The sequence below is a fragment of the Paenibacillus sp. FSL E2-8871 genome, assembly GCF_038000345.1.
Taxonomy (GTDB): Bacteria; Bacillota; Bacilli; order Paenibacillales; family Paenibacillaceae; genus Paenibacillus_AQ.
In genome coordinates this window covers 645,906-663,822 of record NZ_JBBOBV010000001.1, presented here as the reverse complement: position 1 = coordinate 663,822, position 17,917 = coordinate 645,906, and the positions used below count along the sequence as shown (strand labels likewise).

16 protein-coding genes and 1 pseudogene are annotated in these 17,917 nt (G+C 44.8%); 4 read left to right on the top strand and 13 right to left on the bottom strand.

The annotated features are described in order from the left end of the window. The first annotated feature begins 60 nt into the window (after window positions 1–60). The gene (locus NYE25_RS03060) at window positions 61–1,449 is read left to right on the top strand and encodes a cryptochrome/photolyase family protein (RefSeq protein ID WP_341145076.1); all 1,389 of its coding nucleotides are present in this window, start codon (window positions 61–63) and stop codon (window positions 1,447–1,449) included. Here the strand turns inward: NYE25_RS03060 and NYE25_RS03055 are convergent. Then, complete coding sequence (locus NYE25_RS03055) at window positions 1,444–2,454, bottom strand: phosphotransferase enzyme family protein (protein ID WP_341145075.1); 1,011 nt, start codon at window positions 2,452–2,454, stop codon at window positions 1,444–1,446. The two genes, NYE25_RS03060 and NYE25_RS03055, sit on opposite strands and share 6 nt — an antisense overlap. 906 nt (window positions 2,455–3,360) lie before the next feature. Further along, window positions 3,361–4,602, bottom strand: coding sequence for a hypothetical protein (locus NYE25_RS03050; RefSeq protein ID WP_341145074.1), 1,242 nt, complete (start codon window positions 4,600–4,602; stop codon window positions 3,361–3,363). Window positions 4,603–4,807: 205 nt separating this feature from the next. On the opposite strand from NYE25_RS03050, the pseudogene NYE25_RS03045 reads away from it, so the two are divergent. Continuing rightward, window positions 4,808–5,004: pseudogene (locus NYE25_RS03045) on the top strand (sulfurtransferase); the annotation flags it as partial. Window positions 5,005–5,455: 451 nt separating this feature from the next. Here NYE25_RS03045 and NYE25_RS03040 read toward each other — a convergent pair. The 3 genes from NYE25_RS03040 to NYE25_RS03030 form a co-directional block, all read right to left on the bottom strand. Next, a complete protein-coding gene (locus tag NYE25_RS03040; RefSeq protein ID WP_341145073.1) occupies window positions 5,456–5,830 on the bottom strand; it encodes a Crp/Fnr family transcriptional regulator in 375 nt (124 codons plus the stop codon). Between the two features lie 327 nt (window positions 5,831–6,157). Next, window positions 6,158–6,625, bottom strand: coding sequence for a hypothetical protein (locus NYE25_RS03035; protein WP_341145072.1), 468 nt, complete (start codon window positions 6,623–6,625; stop codon window positions 6,158–6,160). Window positions 6,626–7,050: 425 nt separating this feature from the next. Further along, complete coding sequence (locus NYE25_RS03030; RefSeq protein ID WP_341145071.1) at window positions 7,051–7,509, bottom strand: hypothetical protein; 459 nt, start codon at window positions 7,507–7,509, stop codon at window positions 7,051–7,053. A gap of 466 nt (window positions 7,510–7,975) precedes the next feature. Between NYE25_RS03030 and NYE25_RS03025 the strand changes: the two genes are divergently transcribed. Then, a complete protein-coding gene (locus tag NYE25_RS03025) occupies window positions 7,976–10,039 on the top strand; it encodes a methyl-accepting chemotaxis protein (RefSeq protein WP_341145070.1) in 2,064 nt (687 codons plus the stop codon). Window positions 10,040–10,122: 83 nt separating this feature from the next. Here NYE25_RS03025 and NYE25_RS03020 read toward each other — a convergent pair whose 3' ends face one another. Next, window positions 10,123–10,467, bottom strand: a complete 345-nt coding sequence (locus tag NYE25_RS03020) for a hypothetical protein (RefSeq protein WP_341145069.1) — start codon at window positions 10,465–10,467, stop codon at window positions 10,123–10,125. Between the two features lie 124 nt (window positions 10,468–10,591). Further along, complete coding sequence (locus tag NYE25_RS03015; RefSeq protein WP_341145068.1) at window positions 10,592–11,128, bottom strand: ABC transporter permease; 537 nt, start codon at window positions 11,126–11,128, stop codon at window positions 10,592–10,594. A 115-nt stretch (window positions 11,129–11,243) separates the two neighbouring features. Between NYE25_RS03015 and NYE25_RS03010 the strand changes: the two genes are divergently transcribed. Further along, window positions 11,244–13,520, top strand: a complete 2,277-nt coding sequence (locus NYE25_RS03010) for a preprotein translocase subunit SecA (RefSeq protein WP_341147673.1) — start codon at window positions 11,244–11,246, stop codon at window positions 13,518–13,520. Window positions 13,521–13,543: 23 nt separating this feature from the next. Here NYE25_RS03010 and NYE25_RS03005 read toward each other — a convergent pair whose 3' ends face one another. The 6 genes from NYE25_RS03005 to NYE25_RS02980 form a co-directional block, all read right to left on the bottom strand. Beyond that, window positions 13,544–13,729, bottom strand: a complete 186-nt coding sequence (locus NYE25_RS03005; protein ID WP_341145067.1) for a hypothetical protein — start codon at window positions 13,727–13,729, stop codon at window positions 13,544–13,546. A gap of 115 nt (window positions 13,730–13,844) precedes the next feature. After that, the gene (locus NYE25_RS03000) at window positions 13,845–15,098 is read right to left on the bottom strand and encodes an MFS transporter (RefSeq protein WP_341145066.1); all 1,254 of its coding nucleotides are present in this window, start codon (window positions 15,096–15,098) and stop codon (window positions 13,845–13,847) included. A gap of 233 nt (window positions 15,099–15,331) precedes the next feature. Next, entirely contained in the window at window positions 15,332–16,096 is a 765-nt protein-coding gene (locus NYE25_RS02995) for an ABC transporter permease (RefSeq protein ID WP_042187644.1), read from the bottom strand. Beyond that, window positions 16,093–17,037 carry an ATP-binding cassette domain-containing protein gene (locus tag NYE25_RS02990; protein ID WP_341145065.1) on the bottom strand — a complete coding sequence of 315 codons (945 nt, stop codon included), beginning with the start codon at window positions 17,035–17,037 and terminating at the stop codon, window positions 16,093–16,095. The genes NYE25_RS02995 and NYE25_RS02990 overlap by 4 nt, the downstream gene beginning before the upstream one ends. Before the next feature lie 11 nt (window positions 17,038–17,048). After that, window positions 17,049–17,402, bottom strand: coding sequence for a DUF1048 domain-containing protein (locus tag NYE25_RS02985; protein ID WP_052404266.1), 354 nt, complete (start codon window positions 17,400–17,402; stop codon window positions 17,049–17,051). Continuing rightward, window positions 17,395–17,724, bottom strand: coding sequence for a PadR family transcriptional regulator (locus tag NYE25_RS02980; RefSeq protein ID WP_341145064.1), 330 nt, complete (start codon window positions 17,722–17,724; stop codon window positions 17,395–17,397). The genes NYE25_RS02985 and NYE25_RS02980 overlap by 8 nt, the downstream gene beginning before the upstream one ends. Window positions 17,725–17,917: the final 193 nt, after the last annotated feature.

The window sequence follows — 17,917 nt, the reverse complement described above, 5'->3', positions numbered from 1 at the left end:
ATCTATCGTATTATGGACAGGCAGTTAATACCCTCAGATAACAGAAAGGAAATACTTCTAATGATTCTCTTCATTCACCGCAAGGATCTTCGGACTAGCGATCTTCCGGCCTTCGAGGCCATACGTTCTTCTGGCTCTCGCAGCCTTCATGTGTTGATTCTGGAGCCTTTTCTGCTGCGCAAACAACGCTATCTTGAGCATAGCGGGGTAAACTTCCTGACGCAGGTCTCAAGACTTCAGCAGGAGTACGCAACCGGGGGCAAGCAGCTACATATTCTTTATGGCGAGCCTGATATTATTGTCAAGAGGCTGAGCGAAACCTACCCAATTCAGGAATTAATGGTTCATGCCGATTACACCCCTTATGCATTACAAAGAGACATGAGCCTGCGCGATACGTCGGCTTCACTCAGCATCTGTTTCACAATTTTTCACGACAGCATGCTCTGCGATCTGGAAGATTTCATGGATTGGTGCGGGCGGCGAGAGCCCTTCAAGGTATTCACACCGTTCTACCGCCGCTGGCGCAGCTTCATGGCAGAGCGGTTTCATCCGCCTTATTCTTCACCCTTGGCTGAGTTGTCAACGTCCACGCTGGACGAGAGAATTGCCGAAGATTTCAAGATTCCAGAGGAGATTAGACTTCAGTTTGAAGAGCTAGCGTCTTCAGGAAAGAAGATAGATGCAAGCGATATGCTTGAGCAATTTATAGACTCGCATTTACGGGATTATCACGTGAGCCGTGACAGGTATGCACAGGAAGGCACCAGCCGGATCAGCCGACACCTCAATACGGGTACCATTTCGGCACGCACTGTGTATACTCGGCTGGCGGAAGCAGAAACCGACGGGGAAGAATGGTTGCGACAGCTAGCCTGGCGGGATTTCTATCTGTATCAGGCCCGGCTGGATGCTGATTTCTTCAGCTATGAGAAGGTGTATGATTTGAGCATGCTAGGTACGAAATACTTTGAGGCCTGGTCTACGGGAAGAACTGGCATTCCGGTAATCGATGCCGCCATGATCCAACTGAACACAACCGGCTGGATGCCGAATCGACTACGAATGATTACTGCCATGTTTCTTACTAAAAATCTGGGCTGTCCATTTATTTACGGGGAGCGTTACTTCCGGCTGAAGCTGAGCGATTATGATAATGTGCTGAACCGAGGCGGCTGGCTGTGGAGCTCCTCGCTCGGATTCGATGCCTCCCCTTACTTCAGGGTCATGAATCCGGTAACACAGTCCCAGACTCATGACCCTAGCGGAGATTATATACGCACCTGGCTGCCGGAGCTGGCAGATTTGTCCGATAAAGCTATTCACCTGCCTAGACCCTATGCCATCGTTGATCTTAAGCAGTCACGGGCGCTGGCGATTGAGGTATATAAAGAAATCCTGAACAGCAAAGGAGCGGCGGTGAAACCTACTAGCGGAAATGAGCTATAGCCTGCTTGCGCTTCCCTGCTCTTCTTGCAATATCACCAGAATTTCTGCTGTTCCTGCAGACAACTGGATTAAATCTGCGGACAGCAGTTTTGTCTGCTCATGCAGTACCCAGGATTCATCGGTGCCCTCCAGATAACGGGTGACAAAATGAAGAAAGACATCGATTTTCCTCAGCAGCATCAGCACTGGAATGGCGCTGATTTCGGCTGGGGTGAGGCGGATACTGCGGCTGAAGCCCCGGCAAAAATCACGAATCATCTTCTTTTCCTCCGCATGCCCAAGCAGCCCAGATAGAATAACCGCTGGCTCCATGACCCGCAAATCATATGTACAGAACTCAAAATCAAGCAGCGAGGACACCTGCCCCGAGTCTTCTGAACGTACCAGCAGATTAGAAGCGTTCAAGTCACCATGTACCAGTTGGTGAGGCATTCCCTCCAGTTCATTCAGCGAACCTGTAATATTTCCATAAGCTCTGTAGAGCATAACCAGCTCATCCCCCAGATCCGTAAAAGGTTCCGGCGGATTCAGGCACAGCTCACGAATGACTTCTACACCGCATAACGGATAGGACGTCCGTAATTCATAATATGGCCGGTACACCGGAGTAAGGCCGGGATCAATAACTGACAGCACTTCAGATAAAATACCCGTTGCCTCTCCAAAGGATTCTAGATAGGAAACCTCTTCCTCCGTAGGTGAAACTCCATCGATATATCGGAACAAGCAGGCGAATTTGCCATTCTCCCCTAACTGAATCAAAGTTTCACCGGTAGTCGTTAGAATAGGAACAGGTACGTTGAAACGCAAAGCTCGTGTTCCAAGCTGCTGCAGCACAGCATGCTCAAACTCAATCTTGTTTCTGTCCTTGTGTGTATCATATATGCGAAGGACTGCGCGTTTCCCGCTATTTTCCACAAAATAAGTGGTGTTGTTCCAACCCCCGCTCCGCTTCCGTAGCGTTCCACTCCATTCCGGCCAAGCTTGACTTACTATAGTTTCCACAGCGTATGCCTCTCTCTCATAAGTCTTTCAACTCATAGGCAATTGTAAAAGCAGGGAATGCCTGTGTCAATTCCCCTAAATCGGATTCAATGGATGCTATCGATTCCAAACGCTAGCTGCTTGGTACAAGAGTGACCTGATTTCGTACGATGATTTGATATAAGCATTGATGGGTTGTTTGACCACCACTTGTATGAAAAAAAAACACAAAATCAAGAGCATTTGTGATGAAGCCTATATATACAGGAATCATGATCCGGCAAAGGCGAGAGATATCATTTAAGAAGGATTTAAAAGCTATCCTCATAACGATGTTCTGTTGATCAATCTTCAGTACGCGAGCAATTCTTCGAATAATCAGGACACAACCATCAATATTGTAAGCAAGTTAAAGTGAGACATGATGTGACGCGCTGTTTTATTTTACCAAGTTGTCTGAGCTTGCTTCCATTACAGCCGCAACAATTCAATACAAAAGCTGCAGACAAGCTACTAACTTTATCGCACATACAAGTAGAGCAACCGGCTACCTTATACCAAGGTATCAGTTTTTTTACTGGAAGAACAAGAGATCGCCTGTTCTCAAGCACCTGAACGACGAATAGCCTCTTTACAGGGCTATTCGAGGTCAGATACCTGACGTACCCAGGATTTAACTAGCTGAGGTCAGGATGCCAGAGAACAGTAACTCTAAAAGCAGTTTCTGACAGAGATTCCAGCTGGAGTGACTGGCTTAGCTATAAGGAGAATGCAGTGGTGACGGGAGAGATTAATTGCAGTGAGAGATTAAGATAAGTAATTTGGTAGACTCAAACGGAAGAAAATCAATGCAATGCTCCTCTGCGATGTCCATGCTGACCGATTGATGGCCCCATCGAGCTGCAAATCACAAGCCCCTGATAACTCCTAAGCCAAACTGAAAAGTACTGTTTTGGTGCCGATTAACGTTGAACCGCTGTTTACAAAATAATAGTTAGATGCTGCATCCAGCGTTAGCGGACCGGTCCAGGTAATTGTGCCAAACTGGCTGCTAAAAATCCCGGTTGGCGGCACATCTGCCAAAGCAAGTGTTACAGTGACTGCACCAATAATATTTGTGTTTGTGATATGGGAATAGCCGCGAACATTAATTATCCCATCCGACTGGCTGTCAACCATACGCTGAATGTTAAGCCCAGTATGAACCATTGTATTGATGCGACTATGATATAGATAGGTGTTTAAGTTACCCATGTGTCCCGATTGGACGATATCTCCGACTACCCGGGCATTCAGAAGCTGAAATTCTATCGTTGTAAAGGGATCCCCCACAGCAACATTCTGGAAAGTAATATTGCCGCTGATAATGGCTCCGTCCGTATAATTCGTATGTGTGCTTACGGATGTGCCGTTATCAAACGTGCCTAACACAGTTACCGGGCGCGCATCAAAGGTGGGTCCTTGTACGAGATATACGTCTTCGGCAGCCTGACTAGTCTGAATCGTTACATTACGGGGGGTTGAAGATGCGAAATTCGCCAGATCAGAATTGCCAAGCACCCACGGGCCCAGACCAAGCAACTGAATGTGCCGGGCTGGCGGGATGACAATATCTTCATCAAAAATCGAATTTGCCGCAATTAGCACAATGCAGCGTGCTCTCATACCGATTGCCACTGCCAAAGGACTGTTGGCTGCTTCATCTATTGCAGCCTGCAGTGATTTGAATGGGTTAAACGGAGATCCACTGCCCGGCCCTGGAACTGCTGAATCCGCCCAAAAGATCGTTTCCCCCCATTCGAAAACTGTTGTTCCTGCGGTATCAAGAACTTCAGAGGAAACAAGCCGGTGAGCTGTGACCAGCTGCCCTGACGAATTTTTCCCCCATGCTGAGATTTGAGTCACTTCTGAAGCAGCCTCCTCCAGGGTGAAAATAAATTCAAATGCATTTAGATCGGCGTAGTAGTTTTTCGTTATCACTTGATTGGGAGAGAGTACAAATTCATCTTGCGCATACAGTGTTCGGGTTCCGTTCAATACATAACCTTCTACCTGAATCGTCGAAGATATTATCGAATCCCGGTTAACGAATTTGATCGTTACCTGTTGTGTGGGTCTAACCCCGCTGACAGGACTATTCTCAATTGGCCCGGTTGATAAGATAGTCATATCTACTCCTCCTAAATTGTAGTCAAAGTCTCTATCAGACTCCACAAATTAATATATGTCTGAGTATTAGGAGATACTGTACATTACAGCAATAATATAATGCGTCTACACGGTTCACTGACCGCGTAAATAGCTTCATACCGAAAATCCTTCTCTAGCCTCTATTATGTAATCAATGCCCCTGTTCACAACATAATTCATTAATGCCGTGCATATCCCTGAAGCGTTCAACTTCTTCTGGAAAGAACGCAAAATGCAGATGGAAGCTACAAAAGTGCCGAGGAGTTGCAGGAGCATTTCTCCAAGCTGGATAAGGACGGTTAAACGAATGTGCGGTTGTATGCGGGAAGCTGGAGTGACTGGATTTCGTATGAGGAGAATCCGGTGGCTACTGGAGAATAGTTAACATGAAGAACCTGCGCCGAACGCGGGTTTTTCGTGCTGGAGTTATGGCGATGTAAGGTTTGTACAGAGTAACATAAATTATTTCAAGTCAACAGGGAGTCAACCATTGGCCTGAGAAAGCAGTTACACCGTGGTAACAGCGATACACTATAGAGCGCCGGACTTAACATGGTGAAGGCAGTATGAGTAACTCCGAAAGATAGTAAGTTTTATTCCAAGCACAAGTCGCTTTCAAAGATTGTTAAAATCAACAAATCAAAACTCAAGTCAACAGTTAGCTAACCTCAACTACCACTTTTAGCTGTTTAGATCGGTCAAATTTTCCAATGCGTTTTCAGCTGTGTACTCCTTTTCAATGTTTGGAGAAATTTATAATTTGCCTTCGATTTAAATAGCGCTGCGGTCAACAGTCAAATAATCAGCTAGGTCGCTGCGGGTAAACGGAATTTCAAAACAGGCGGAATTGTTTTTGGGTCTGGAGTGCCAAATAATGCAGGATACGGTCCCGCAGCGATTTGTGGGAGACCAGATCCAGCTTTTGATAGATAGACCGGTTGTTCTCAAGCAGCAGGGCCAACATATTCTCAATGATCCGGCCCCTTAAATGGCAAGTGTCCTGGCTGGGCCGGACAATTTTATTTATTTTGATAAACAGAATCCGGCATTCCGAACCCGCCACCGCTTCATAGCCGCTGTGCTCTTGGACAAGGCGAAGCGCCGTTTCGCCAAAGATTTCTCCATCCCCGAGTTCCGAGAACATTAATCTCATGCCTGAGATATTATCTTTGTACAGCAAAACATTACCATGGATAATAATGCCCACCGAATCCAGAATATCGTCTTTTTTAAAAACAACCTCCTTCCGCGCAAAATCCTTAATTGTGCCCTGCAGACAGTTCAGCTCTTGCTTCCTACAAGGATCATTATCCTCATCAGCTGTCAGGAGGCATGCGGCAGCGCAGCCGTTCGCTGAAGGATCTGGGCCTGTTGAAGATTCCCGCCGAAATTCTGGAGCAGCTGCTGACGGCGCAGTAATTGCTGAATGAAGTAGAGCATTTCAAAATCAAGTATATAGAAAACGCGAATCCGGGTGGCACTGCCCTGAACTCGCGTTTTTTTGTTAAGTTATTCGGTTATGTATTTCTATCGCCTATTTGGCCGGGTATCGCTTCAACTGCTGCTCAAACACGGTATTGTAGTAAAACTTTCGCGGATAGGTATCCTCCTTCAACAACTTGTAAAGTACGGATTGACCTTCTTCATAACGGACCGCAAATTCACATTCATCATAAAAGCGCCGGGACAGCTCGCGGATCAAGTCTATCTCGGACGAACAGCGCCATCCGAAATAAATCATATCTAGCTGGTCCAGCGGATCACGGTAAGTGTCGAGGACAATACAAGCGTTTGGCTGCACTGGATTGCTGTAAACGAGCACATGTCCGTTGTGAACAGGGTTGGCAAAAAAATGTTCATAAATCTCCGCAACGGGTACTGTAATGCCCAATTGATCCATGATGATCTGAAAATTTGGGTGCGCAATGTAGGCATCATTATGCTCATCCGGGTACTCTACCAATTCTGTAATGGATGCCATGACCCCAAATTCATACTTCATATGAACATCCTCCTTGTTGATTGCTTGAAAAATATCCCTATGCTTGCTATGATAAAAAAATTATTGAGATGAGAGGCGATTTTTATGAAAAAAAATCTGCATTCTATCACGCTCAGGGAACTGGAATACAGCTACATACTGGGCATGAGAATCTATGACAAACGGAGTCTGTTTTGAATTAAAGGTTTATCATAAAAAAATGTAAAGCTCCACCCGCTACGCATCCAAATCCTAACATGGGATGACCCTATTACCGGTTGTCCGCTGAATACAGGCTATCTTCTGCAAAACCATAAAAAAGGCTGGGACGGCATCCGGACAATAGAGATCATATATGGATTAGATGCTATGCAGAAAATGGGCTACGATATTACTTCATTGCGCACTTCTATATAAATTAGGTGAATGAAGTTAGCGGTTGCGTATCAGTCAAAAACCTGTTCCAGTGCTTGCGGATTATAAGGACTGATTATTTTATATGCATTCAAATGAGGATTGCTTAAATCATTGTCATAGATGATTATATGCTGTCTGCTTTTTAAAATAATATCAAATCGTTGCTTGCAATCAGCCTGAACTATCGTAATATAATAACTAAAGTTTTTGTCAGAACTGACATTTCGGGCCGATTTCATTAATTGAACATGAGAGAAATCAGTAAAAATCCGCTCAATAACAGCAGGATCGGTAATAATGATGTCTTTCTTTTCACCGGGAACTGAAGACAATCGCGAGATTTCTAGAGAGGCGATTTCTTCCAAACGGACGGTATTGGCTACGATTCGTTTAAACGAAGTATAGCGGCTTGCTGTATAGGCCATTAAAGAGACACCTACCCCTGTCAGAAGCGCACCGACAAGCATGTATTTTCTATTTTTATCCATTTCCCCATTCCTCCCAGTAATACGATTCTGTAAACTACAATTATAAAACTATAAAGACATCGGTGCAAATCTGCTTACTTTAACTTCTCCATAACAGTACATCAGCATTTAAAATCTTTACTCGCCTCCTTCCTATCGGAAGTATAATTGATAATCATTATCAACCGTAAAAGCTGGAAGCAATATACAAACAAGAAGTCCGAAAAAAGCAGTTAAGCATCACCTAAAAAAATAACAATTCGCCTCTATTCGGTAGCTGCAATGTGCCAAGCCAACAGGCTAATTGTTAAGATCTCCCTCACCCCCCATCATCTTGAAATCCCGCACCAGTCAAGGGTTTATCCTGTGCGTTATCTATTTTAATTTAATTTTTTTATTCTCAAAATTACTATTTCGAAAATCTCACTATCTTCCGATATGTTCTTATGAGCTATTTGCTCAGAAACAACTTGGGGGAGATGGTAGCATGTTACAACAACTAAAAAAAAGGCGGTTTGGTTCATCAAGCATAGCAAATACTTTGTCCATTGTACTTTTAGTTATTATTGTTGTCGTCTTCTCAATCTTGGGAACCTTTATGTTTTCCAGCACTCGCAGCATACTTGTGAAACAACAAGAATCTATGCTTCAGACCAAAACACAGGCACTTGTCAGTCAATTTGATGCACTATTTAAGGAAAAGGGTTCACTGGTCAAGCAAATGTCAACGAATAACTTATTCAAACAATACATCGAAACCACCGAAGCTCCTGAAATGGCCAAGACTTCACCGCATGCCGCTGAAGTAGCAAAGACACTAGCTGCCATTGTAAAGGTGGAACCCACTTTTGCAGATGCATGGATTGCTAGTACTGCCGGCAAAGGTTTTTACATCCTCAACAATGGTACGACATCAGATGCTGCTTTTAACATTAAAGAACGGCCGTATTATAAGCCAGCAATCGAAGCAGACGGCCTATACTACTCCGATCCTTATATTGACATCACTACAGGCGATATGCTGATGGGTATTTTTTATCCGATAAAAAATGACAACAATACATTAATCGGTTTTGTCGCGGTTGATATAGCGTCTAAAAATATCCCTGAGATAATGGAAAGCTATAAGCTAGGCAGCACTGGTTATTCCATTCTCGCCTCCAAAACAGGTGATATTCTGTATCACCCAGACCAATCTAAGGTCACAAAGGAAAAGATTAATGAGCTGCCAGGTGATCTTGGGGGGATCGGCAAGAAAATGATCGCTGGTGAATCTGGAGTACATCTGATTAATGACAACGGAGAACGCCGTTACATCGGCTATGCTACAAGTAAAGATACCGGCTGGTCCGTAGGTTTAACTATTTCAGAGCGTGAAGTGCTCTCCGAATTAAAAAAGTTCACCTGGATTACTATTGGCGGGTTTGTTGCAGCGGCGATTCTGCTCGTTCTATTTTCGTATATCACGCTCCGTTATCTGCTCAGATCCATACCGAAGCTGCTTACCAAAATCAAACGGGTGGAAAATGGGGATTTGACGGTTCAATTTGATGCCTATTCCAACAACGAAATTGGACAGATCTCCAACGGAATATTCAACATGGTCCAGAAAATTCAAGGGATGCTCCAAATAGTGGGTACCTCCGCTCAGGTATTAAACCAATCCTCAAAGGATCTGCAATCTATTTCTTCCCGTACAGCTATAACGATGAACGATACAGCCACAGCCATTAATGAGATTGCGAATGCAACCAACTATCAGTCGATCGAAACGGATACCATTTTGCAAAAAACCGGATCATTATCTGGTCAAATTGACGAAATCGCAAATGATGCCATAGCCATAGAGACGATGGTGCAGGCTTCTGCCGACCAGAGCGAACTGGGGTTGGGTGTGTTGGATCAGTTATCAAAATGGGCAGAAGAAAATCACAACTCCACTCATTCGATATCGTCTGCCATCCATGATATTGATCAAAGCCGTCATGAAATTTCGAGCATCGTGGACACGGTACATCAAATCGCTACGCAAACCAATCTGCTGGCGCTAAATGCTTCCATAGAAGCAGCACGTGCGGGAGAACAGGGACGCGGATTTGCCGTTGTTGCCGGAGAGGTTCGCAAGTTGGCGGAGCAGACTGCACAGGCTACACAGGAGATTGGCAGAAAGGTTCATGAAATCGAAGAGAAAACTAGAGCATCTGTGGAATACACAGCCCAAGGGCTTGAAATTGCCGAAGAAAATGCAAAATCCGTGGAGGCTACGAAACAGGTATTCTTTAGCATCAACAGCGATTTGGAGGCTTTGAGATTACGTATGATTCAAATCAGCAGCAACACCTCCAAAGTCCATAAACACAAAGATGAAATCCTACAGGCACTCGAAATCATTTCTTCAACTACAGAAGAGAATTCCGCTTCGACGGAAGAAGTTAGCGCAAGCACGCAGGAACAATTAGACAGCATTGAACAGGTTGCCGAGCTATCCCAGCAACTCAACCAGTTGTCCAAAAAGCTTCAGGACGAATTAAACCAGTTCCAAGTCGAATAGTCCTTTAGTCATCCGTAAGTTATGCAGTCATGAGACCGTCCTCCCTTGTATAAAAAATTAAGCAGCCAGTGTATGCCGATAATCTATCGGCACGCACTGGCTGCTTTTAGTTTCAATTCACTAGTAAAGGTCTCTTCAATCGTACACAGTACAAAGAAACTGTACCGAAACCTCCCCCCTTTCTGGATGCCATACAACCAGCTGAACGAGCGACTGACAATGACTCCTCTCAGATTATCAATTCTAAGCCTGTTATGATTAGTATCGAGCAGTATGAACATAGTCCCCCCGCTGTCGAGTCCCAGCATCTGTGCTGAGATAACACTGCCGTTCTTTTGCGCCAGCTGCGCTGATTGCTGGAGATAATACCTCCAGGAGGATCTGCCATTTTCATTATCATTCTGAGATTCCGGATAAGTAATTGTCATAGGTATATCCTATGCCCGACATTTGGTTATTCACGACTGCACCACTGGATTGATATAAAGAATAGGTCAGTATGAACAACAATGTAGTCAGAAGAATCGTACAAACACTCAAGATTAATATATTCTATTTACGGAGAGCAACACGGAAAGACAACCGGTACTTCTCCGGCAATGATTTACTACACGGTTGGCGGCCCGCCCCCCCCCCTTTGATCGGGCGGGGCTGTGCTGAAATTGAAATGTTTAACAAATCATGAATCTCTTGCTTCATAAACGAAAACACAGCACATATCGTTATAAGCAGTGTTCCACCGACTGGAATTAAGATACCGTTGACAACAGATCCGAAATGAATCCCGGGTTCAAAATATGGAAAGGAATAGGTACTTTCCAGCATCCCCATAAGCACGTTGGAGCCAAGATACCCAAACCCCGTCACCAAGAGGCAACCCGTGATCGCAATTCCTAAAGTGAACTTTGCCAGAACAAAAGATATTTGCCTCCTGGTAAAGCCAAGCGCCATAAAACATCCAAAATCTTGCTTGTGTAATGCCATGAAGCGTGTAAAAAAAACATATAAAAGATTAACAAAGATCTCAATCCCAGCACTATCAAAAAAGACTGCGCCAGACCTTTGTTTGATTCCAACGCCTTTGTCCAAATTGCATTTAATAGAATATTTTGGTAGATTGAATCCATGAACTTGTTAACGGACTGATCAGCGTAAATATTGTTCAAAACTAAGCGTATTGCTATCGAGGGGAGATCAGATTTCTATGAATATAGCCGTCAAATTGATGCAAAAATTCAAAGACCGCGATACCCAGAATAAGCTGAAAGTTTATCAGGACAAAGTGGAGCTCATCAGAAAACGGAATTTGGAAGCATGGGACGATGGGCAGCTTCAAGCGGAATCCCTCCGGCTACAAAAAGAAGCAAAATCAGGTACACCTTTGGATGAGCTGCTTATCGCTGCTTATGCGTTAGTATGCGAGGCAGCGAAGAGAAAGCTTGGATTAAATCCATACGATGTCCAGATCATGGCTGCCATCGCTCTACACGAGAGATTCTTGATCGAGCAGCATACCGGTGAAGGAAAAACACTTTCTGCTGTTATGCCTGCATATCTAAATGCACTGACTGGCAAAGGCATTCATGTGCTGACTTTTAACGATTATTTAGCCAAACGGGATGCGGAATGGATGGGCCCGATCTATCGTTTCCTCGGATTAACGGTAAACTCGGTTCAAGCGGGCATGAGCCTGTCCGAGAAACAGGAAGCATACGCCAAGGATATAACCTATGTTACGGCCAAAGAAGCGGGATTCGATTACTTGCGCGACACAATTGCACTAAACGAAGCCGATACCGTTCATCGTCCTTTCCACTACGTCATCGTCGACGAAGCGGATTCGCTGCTTCTCGACGAAGCTCGGGTGCCACTAGTCATAAGCGGTGATTCTCCCTCTTCCAGGAGCGACGGCTTTCGTTTCGCAGAAGTAGCTCGGCAGCTCAAGCGAGATGAGCATTACGACTTCGACGAGTTCCAGCGGAACGTTTACTTAAATGAAACAGGCGCTGCGCAAGCGGAATCGCTGCTGGGATGCGGCAATTTGTACGATAGCCATAACAGTCACTTGCTGACATCATTAAATTGCGCGCTGCATGCAGAATCGTTATTAAAGAAAGACGTCGATTACATCGTCCGGGACGGAAAAATCGAGCTGATCGAAGAATACACCGGCCGAGTGGCGGAGAACCGGTATTTGCCGGACGGGCTTCAAGCCGCGCTTACGGCAAAAGAAGGGCTGTACTCCATAGCCGGCGGGAAAATCCTCGGGACGATCACCATTCAACACTTCATCAGCCTGTATCCGCAGATTTGCGGAATGACGGCTACCGCTCATGCATCCGCAATGGACTTCGAAGATATTTATGCGCTGCAGGTGCTGCAAATTCCGCCGAACCGGCCAAACATCCGGATCGACCATCTGCACCGGATTTATACCCATAAAGATGCCAAACTTAAGGCACTCGTACAAGAAATCTCATCCGTCCATAGGACGGGACGTCCAATTCTCATTGGTACGTCAAGCGTCGAAGAGTCTGCCATACTGGCAGAGGCACTAGCAGTTGCTGGCGTACCTTGCCATGTTCTAAATGCGAAAAACGATGCGGAAGAGGCAAACATCATCGCCAAAGCGGGAGAAACCGGTGCAGTGACGGTGTCTACAAATATGGCGGGACGCGGGGTCGACATCCGGCTCGGCGGCGTCGACCCCACGCAAGCGGAGGTAATCGCAAAGCTAGGCGGGTTGTACGTAATTGCCACCCATGTGAACGAAAGCGTGCGAATCGACGACCAGTTGCGCGGGCGTTCCGGTCGCCAAGGCGACCCGGGGGCCTCCGTTTTTTATGTAAGCTTGGAGGACGAGTTACTGCTTCGCTTCGGCATCCATAAAGCAGTTCGCGCTCCCAGGCAGGAAGAGGCTCTTGAAGAGACGGGGCTCAGCAGCAAGATCACAAGTATTCAGCGGATTGTTATGGGCCAGAACTTTGATATCCACAAGGAACTGAACTGTTATTCGGATATGGTGGAGGATCAGAGGCGAATTCTATACGCGGAGCGGCTGCGAATTTTGAAAGGTGAGCAGCCGTTGAGCCCAGCGGAGCAACGGGTACGGCTTTTTTATATCGACGAATTCTGGGCTGACCATCTTGCTTACGTTTCTTACCTTCGCGAAGGCATTCACTTGGAGAGCCTTGCCAGCCGCAATCCAATCGACGAATTTCATGCGCAAATCACTGAAGCCTACGAGCAAATTCCTTCTAAAATAAATATCGCGTCGGAAAATATGCTTGAAAAGCTCGGGGGTTCGAATGATCCGGCAGAGTGGGAAAAGTTCGGTTTGAAAAGCCCTGCTTCCACCCGGACTTATATTATCAACGATCAATACCTACAGAGTAAGCGAACCTCATGGACCGGAACGACCGTATTTGCTTATTGGCTTCGCACTGTTGCGAGGCCGATATTCAAGCTGTCAAAATATTGATGCAACGATGGGGCGGTTAGCCCCTACTCCTCTAGCTCATCCAGCTTCGCTTCCAACTCAGCCAGCTTGCGATTCGCTTGATCCAATATCTCCTGTTGTTCTGCGGTTTTTGCTCGTTTTATTTCTTTTTTGATGACCACAATCTGCTGTTCCAAATAGAGAATTTCAGCTTCATTTCCTGCGTTGTTCCACATCTGTGAATAAGTCATTGTCGGTCTCCTTTTTTCTAATTAAGAAAAGCCTTCCATAAAGTTCAATCGAACTTTAGGAGAGCTTCTTTTTTTATCTACACAAGGGTTTCAAGTTCTCGCTTCTAGCAAAATTCTACTCTTGTGATGCTTCCTGTATTAAAGGCATCCCAGCTTCAACTAAACGTTTGTTTCGAATGAAGATAATGGACAGTATTACAATTAACACCCCTGTTCCAACAAGGAGCCATTCAATCTCAATTACATCCGCGAGCGGACCGAATATCAGCATTCCAATTGGCATCATGGAAGTCGATATCATACCAAAGACTCCGAATATGCGTCCCAAGTAATCCGGATCTACCTTCTCTTGTAGCATTACGGTTGTCGGTGTATTAAAGACGGGCATAGCTACGCCGAAAATAGCCATCATAACCAAGTAGATCCAAAAAACAGGTACAATACCCAAAGCGAACGTACATACACCCATAATTAAGCTAGCAAAAGTCATTGTATATACTTTGTTTCGAAAGCCGCCCCATGAAGCAATAATTGCTCCGCCAGCCATCATACCGATAGAAAAAGCAATTTCAATGGCTGTTAATCGCCAATAATCATCTCCGAAGCTGCGTGTCACTTGTAGCGGTGTTAAAAATGCAGCCGGTGCCATCAATACGAAGAAAAAGGCGAAAAAAATGAAAAAAGTTTTGAGAAAGCTGTGGTTTTTAATATAGCTTAAACCCTGTTTAAAATCGTCCAAATAGCTTGTCGTTTGTTTATCAGTCGCTTTTTTATGCAACGGTATTTTCAAAAAGAAAGATAATGTTAAGATCGCTATCGCCGCTGTGATAACATCGATAAAGAAAATGACCTCAATTGTTGCCAATGAAAGCAATGACGCGCTAACGATAGGTGCAACAAACATCATTAGTGCTTGAAGACTTCCGTTAATCCCATTTACTTTCGTCAGCTTATCCTCTGGTACAATTTGAGGTAATATTGCCCCAACCGCAGGAGATTGAACCCCAGCTCCGAGCGCACGAACTGCAGCAATGGCGAACAACAACCATATCTCATCATAACCAAGCAAAAATGTAATGGCTAAAATCAGTGTAACAAAGGCAATCATGGCATCTGCTATCATAATAAGATATTTCCGGTTGAAACGGTCCGCCCATACACCTGCAAACGGTGATAATAAAAAGGTAGGAATGAATCCACAAATAATAAATAATGTCATCATCATACCTGATTTTGTTGTAAGCGTAACGTACCACATAATAGCATATTGAACTAAAGCAGAACCGAATAACGAAAATGTTTGACTACTTAGAAAGATAATTATATCCCGTTTCCAATGTTTTTTGTTTTGTGCTTCGTTTGGTATCACTATAACTTACTCCCCCATTTTTAAAAAATATCATTCATTCCCCATTCGCCTATTAAAATTAATTACCAAATCCGGTACTTCTAATTCTATGTACAAAAATTTTATATAAATCACATTTCTAGAATAGCACAGAAATATTCCCCCCACCATTCAGCCAGCATCTTAAAATTATCCTGTGCACACAAAGAGCCGGTATCCCCCTCTTTCGAGAAGCCACCGGCTCTTTTTTACGTCTATTTCATTCTCCGTTTATACACTCGCATTGCGGAAGCCCAGAAAAACGCAAGTATTGCTAAACTCCATAATACCGCCACAAGCGTAGTTTTATCTGCCGTTCCTCCGAGTAAAAGTGAACGAATACTCTCGATAAGCGGTGTCATGGGCTGATATTCTGCGAATACGCGTATAGCCGAAGGCATGCTGTCGGTCGGCGCAAAGGCAGAACTAACGAATAAAAGTAACATCAAAATGTAAGAAAATACTCCTGCTCCTTCAAATGATTTAGCAAGCAAGCCGAAGGTGACGGCAATCCAAGTAAACGCAAGTACGCTAAGCAACAAAATACCAATGGCTAATACCCAGCCGAGCACATCTGCTTTCGGTCGAAATCCCATTCCGAAGGCAACAAGGAAAATGGCAAGCAAGGAAATGACGTTAAAAACTAATGAAGCAACCACATGACCGCCTAGAATAGAAGCTTTTGCGATCGGCATGGAGTGGAAACGCTCGAATATGCCTTTCGTGAGATCGTTATTGATACGAAGAGAAGAATAAGCCACGCCACTAGCAATGCAAAAGAGCAATATTCCGGGTACAATATAATTGATATAGCTTACATCACCGGTGTTCATCGCTCCGCCAAAGATGTAAACAAAGAGCAGCATGATCATGATTGGCATGGCTATGACGGTAATAATCGTGTCGATGCTACGTGTGGAATGGCGAATGACACGCCCACTCATTACGGCGGTATCGCCTAGAAAATGAATGAATTTCATCGGGAGTCCTCCTTTTTGCTAGTGACGATCGCGAGAAAAACATCCTCAAGCGAGGGCAGTTTCTGCGCAAACTCGGCAATTTCTATGTCAGCTTCCGCTGCTTTCGTTAGCAGACGCATCATCTGTCTCGTACTTCCGTCTGTAATGACGGATAGCGTGAGATTGTTCAAATCTGCAGTCGCGTTAAATTCCTCTAAAAGATCTTGTGCTTGATTTAGCGTTGTTTCATTGTCGAATCGAAGCTCGATATGACCCTTAGGCAATCTATTTTTTAGCTCCGCGGGACTGCCGCTTGCCACGATATGACCTTCGTGTAAGATCGCGATTTGATCGGCTAGATGGTCAGCTTCCTCTAAATACTGTGTAGTTAAAAAAACAGTGACACCTGATCTCGCTAAATCCTTGATCATATCCCACATAGCAAGACGCGCTTGCGGGTCAAGTCCGGTGGTCGGCTCATCGAGAAAAATGACCGAAGGGTTACCCAGTAAGCTCATGGCCAAATCCAAGCGCCGACACATCCCTCCGGAATACGTGGAGATTCGGCGATCAGCGGCATCGAGCAAGTCAAAACGACGTAATAACTCATCGGCTTGTTTCTCAGGATCTTTCAAATGGCGGAGTTTGGCCATCATTCGCAGATTCTCGCGTCCGGTCAGGATATAGTCTGCGGTGACGCTTTGTCCTGTCAGGCTGATTTCCTTACGTACTTGCTCTGGTTGCTTAGTTACATCTTCTCCATTAATCTTTGCGCTTCCGTTGTCGGGCTGGAGCAGGGTGGCAAGAATTTTGATCATAGTAGTTTTACCCGCGCCGTTGGACCCTAGAAGCGCAAAAGTTGAACCCTTCTGAACAGTGAAGTCCACCCCCCGCAACACTTCCACGTTTTTATAGGATTTTTTGAGGCCTATTACTTCAATCGCCCAATTGTTCGATGTCATCCTAATCCCCCCTATCTTCCAAGTTTTTTGTGAATGGACTCGTTCATTTTGGCTCGCATTTTCCCTGTCCAAGTCTGAGCGGAAACGTCCTCGAGCAGCCCGTCACAGAACGCCATTACGTCATTCCCTACGATCTCCAGAACATCTCGACCTTCAGCAGCTCCCATCTCAAACATGTCAAGCATTTCGGGAAACAGGTTGATGACGCTAGAATCGTTAGTTGAGAAGTTCAGCATGTAGCGCGATGCGATATTGTAAACTTCTCGGTAATCGTTCGGAAGCGCTTTTGAACGTTTTACGCACTCTTTATAAGCCTTTTTTTGTTCACGTAAATCTTTAAATTTAGCGAGCATGTTCTTATACACGGCTATCCTCCTTCAGTTGGGTAAGTCTTGACGAAACATATCCCCATTTCTCCCAAAACATGGACAGTTCCCGTAATCCCTCTTCATTTAAACTATAAAATTTCCTTGGTGGTCCTATATCGGACGGTTTTTTCTCGATATCGACGAGTTTATTTTTTTCTAACCGTATCAAGATGGTGTAGACCGTTCCTTCAACAACATCTACGAAACCGAGCGCATTTAGCGTTTTTACGATTTCATACCCATAGGTTTCTTTCCGGCTGATGATTTCAAGTACACAGCCTTCCAAAACTCCTTTCAGCATTTCTGTTAGGTTATCCATTTAAATCCTCCAATGCTACTCTGTATTGCTTAGTACCACTATATAGTAACACCGAGTAGTGGAATTGTAAATAGGGAGAAAAGGGAGTTTTTTCATAATATTATGACCGTTGAGGTGACTGGATCGCTTACATCGTGATTGGTTTACGATCGAGGAATATGATATCAACGGGTAGTCAACAAGTGATAGTGAC

Bases quoted from the DNA above. Each gene is read 5' to 3' on its own strand.
- NYE25_RS03025 (WP_341145070.1), top strand. From the start codon at position 7,976: ATGTTACAACAACTAAAAAAAAGGCGGTTTGGTTCATCAAGCATAGCA.
- NYE25_RS02995 (WP_042187644.1), bottom strand. From the start codon at position 16,096: ATGAAATTCATTCATTTTCTAGGCGATACCGCCGTAATGAGTGGGCGT.
- NYE25_RS03005 (WP_341145067.1), bottom strand. From the start codon at position 13,729: ATGACTTATTCACAGATGTGGAACAACGCAGGAAATGAAGCTGAAATT.
- NYE25_RS03050 (WP_341145074.1), bottom strand. From the start codon at position 4,602: ATGACTATCTTATCAACCGGGCCAATTGAGAATAGTCCTGTCAGCGGG.
- NYE25_RS03020 (WP_341145069.1), bottom strand. From the start codon at position 10,467: ATGACAATTACTTATCCGGAATCTCAGAATGATAATGAAAATGGCAGA.
- NYE25_RS03060 (WP_341145076.1), top strand. From the start codon at position 61: ATGATTCTCTTCATTCACCGCAAGGATCTTCGGACTAGCGATCTTCCG.
- NYE25_RS02980 (WP_341145064.1), bottom strand. From the start codon at position 17,724: ATGGATAACCTAACAGAAATGCTGAAAGGAGTTTTGGAAGGCTGTGTA.
- NYE25_RS02990 (WP_341145065.1), bottom strand. From the start codon at position 17,037: ATGACATCGAACAATTGGGCGATTGAAGTAATAGGCCTCAAAAAATCC.
- NYE25_RS03035 (WP_341145072.1), bottom strand. From the start codon at position 6,625: ATGAAGTATGAATTTGGGGTCATGGCATCCATTACAGAATTGGTAGAG.
- NYE25_RS03030 (WP_341145071.1), bottom strand. From the start codon at position 7,509: ATGGATAAAAATAGAAAATACATGCTTGTCGGTGCGCTTCTGACAGGG.
- NYE25_RS03010 (WP_341147673.1), top strand. From the start codon at position 11,244: ATGAATATAGCCGTCAAATTGATGCAAAAATTCAAAGACCGCGATACC.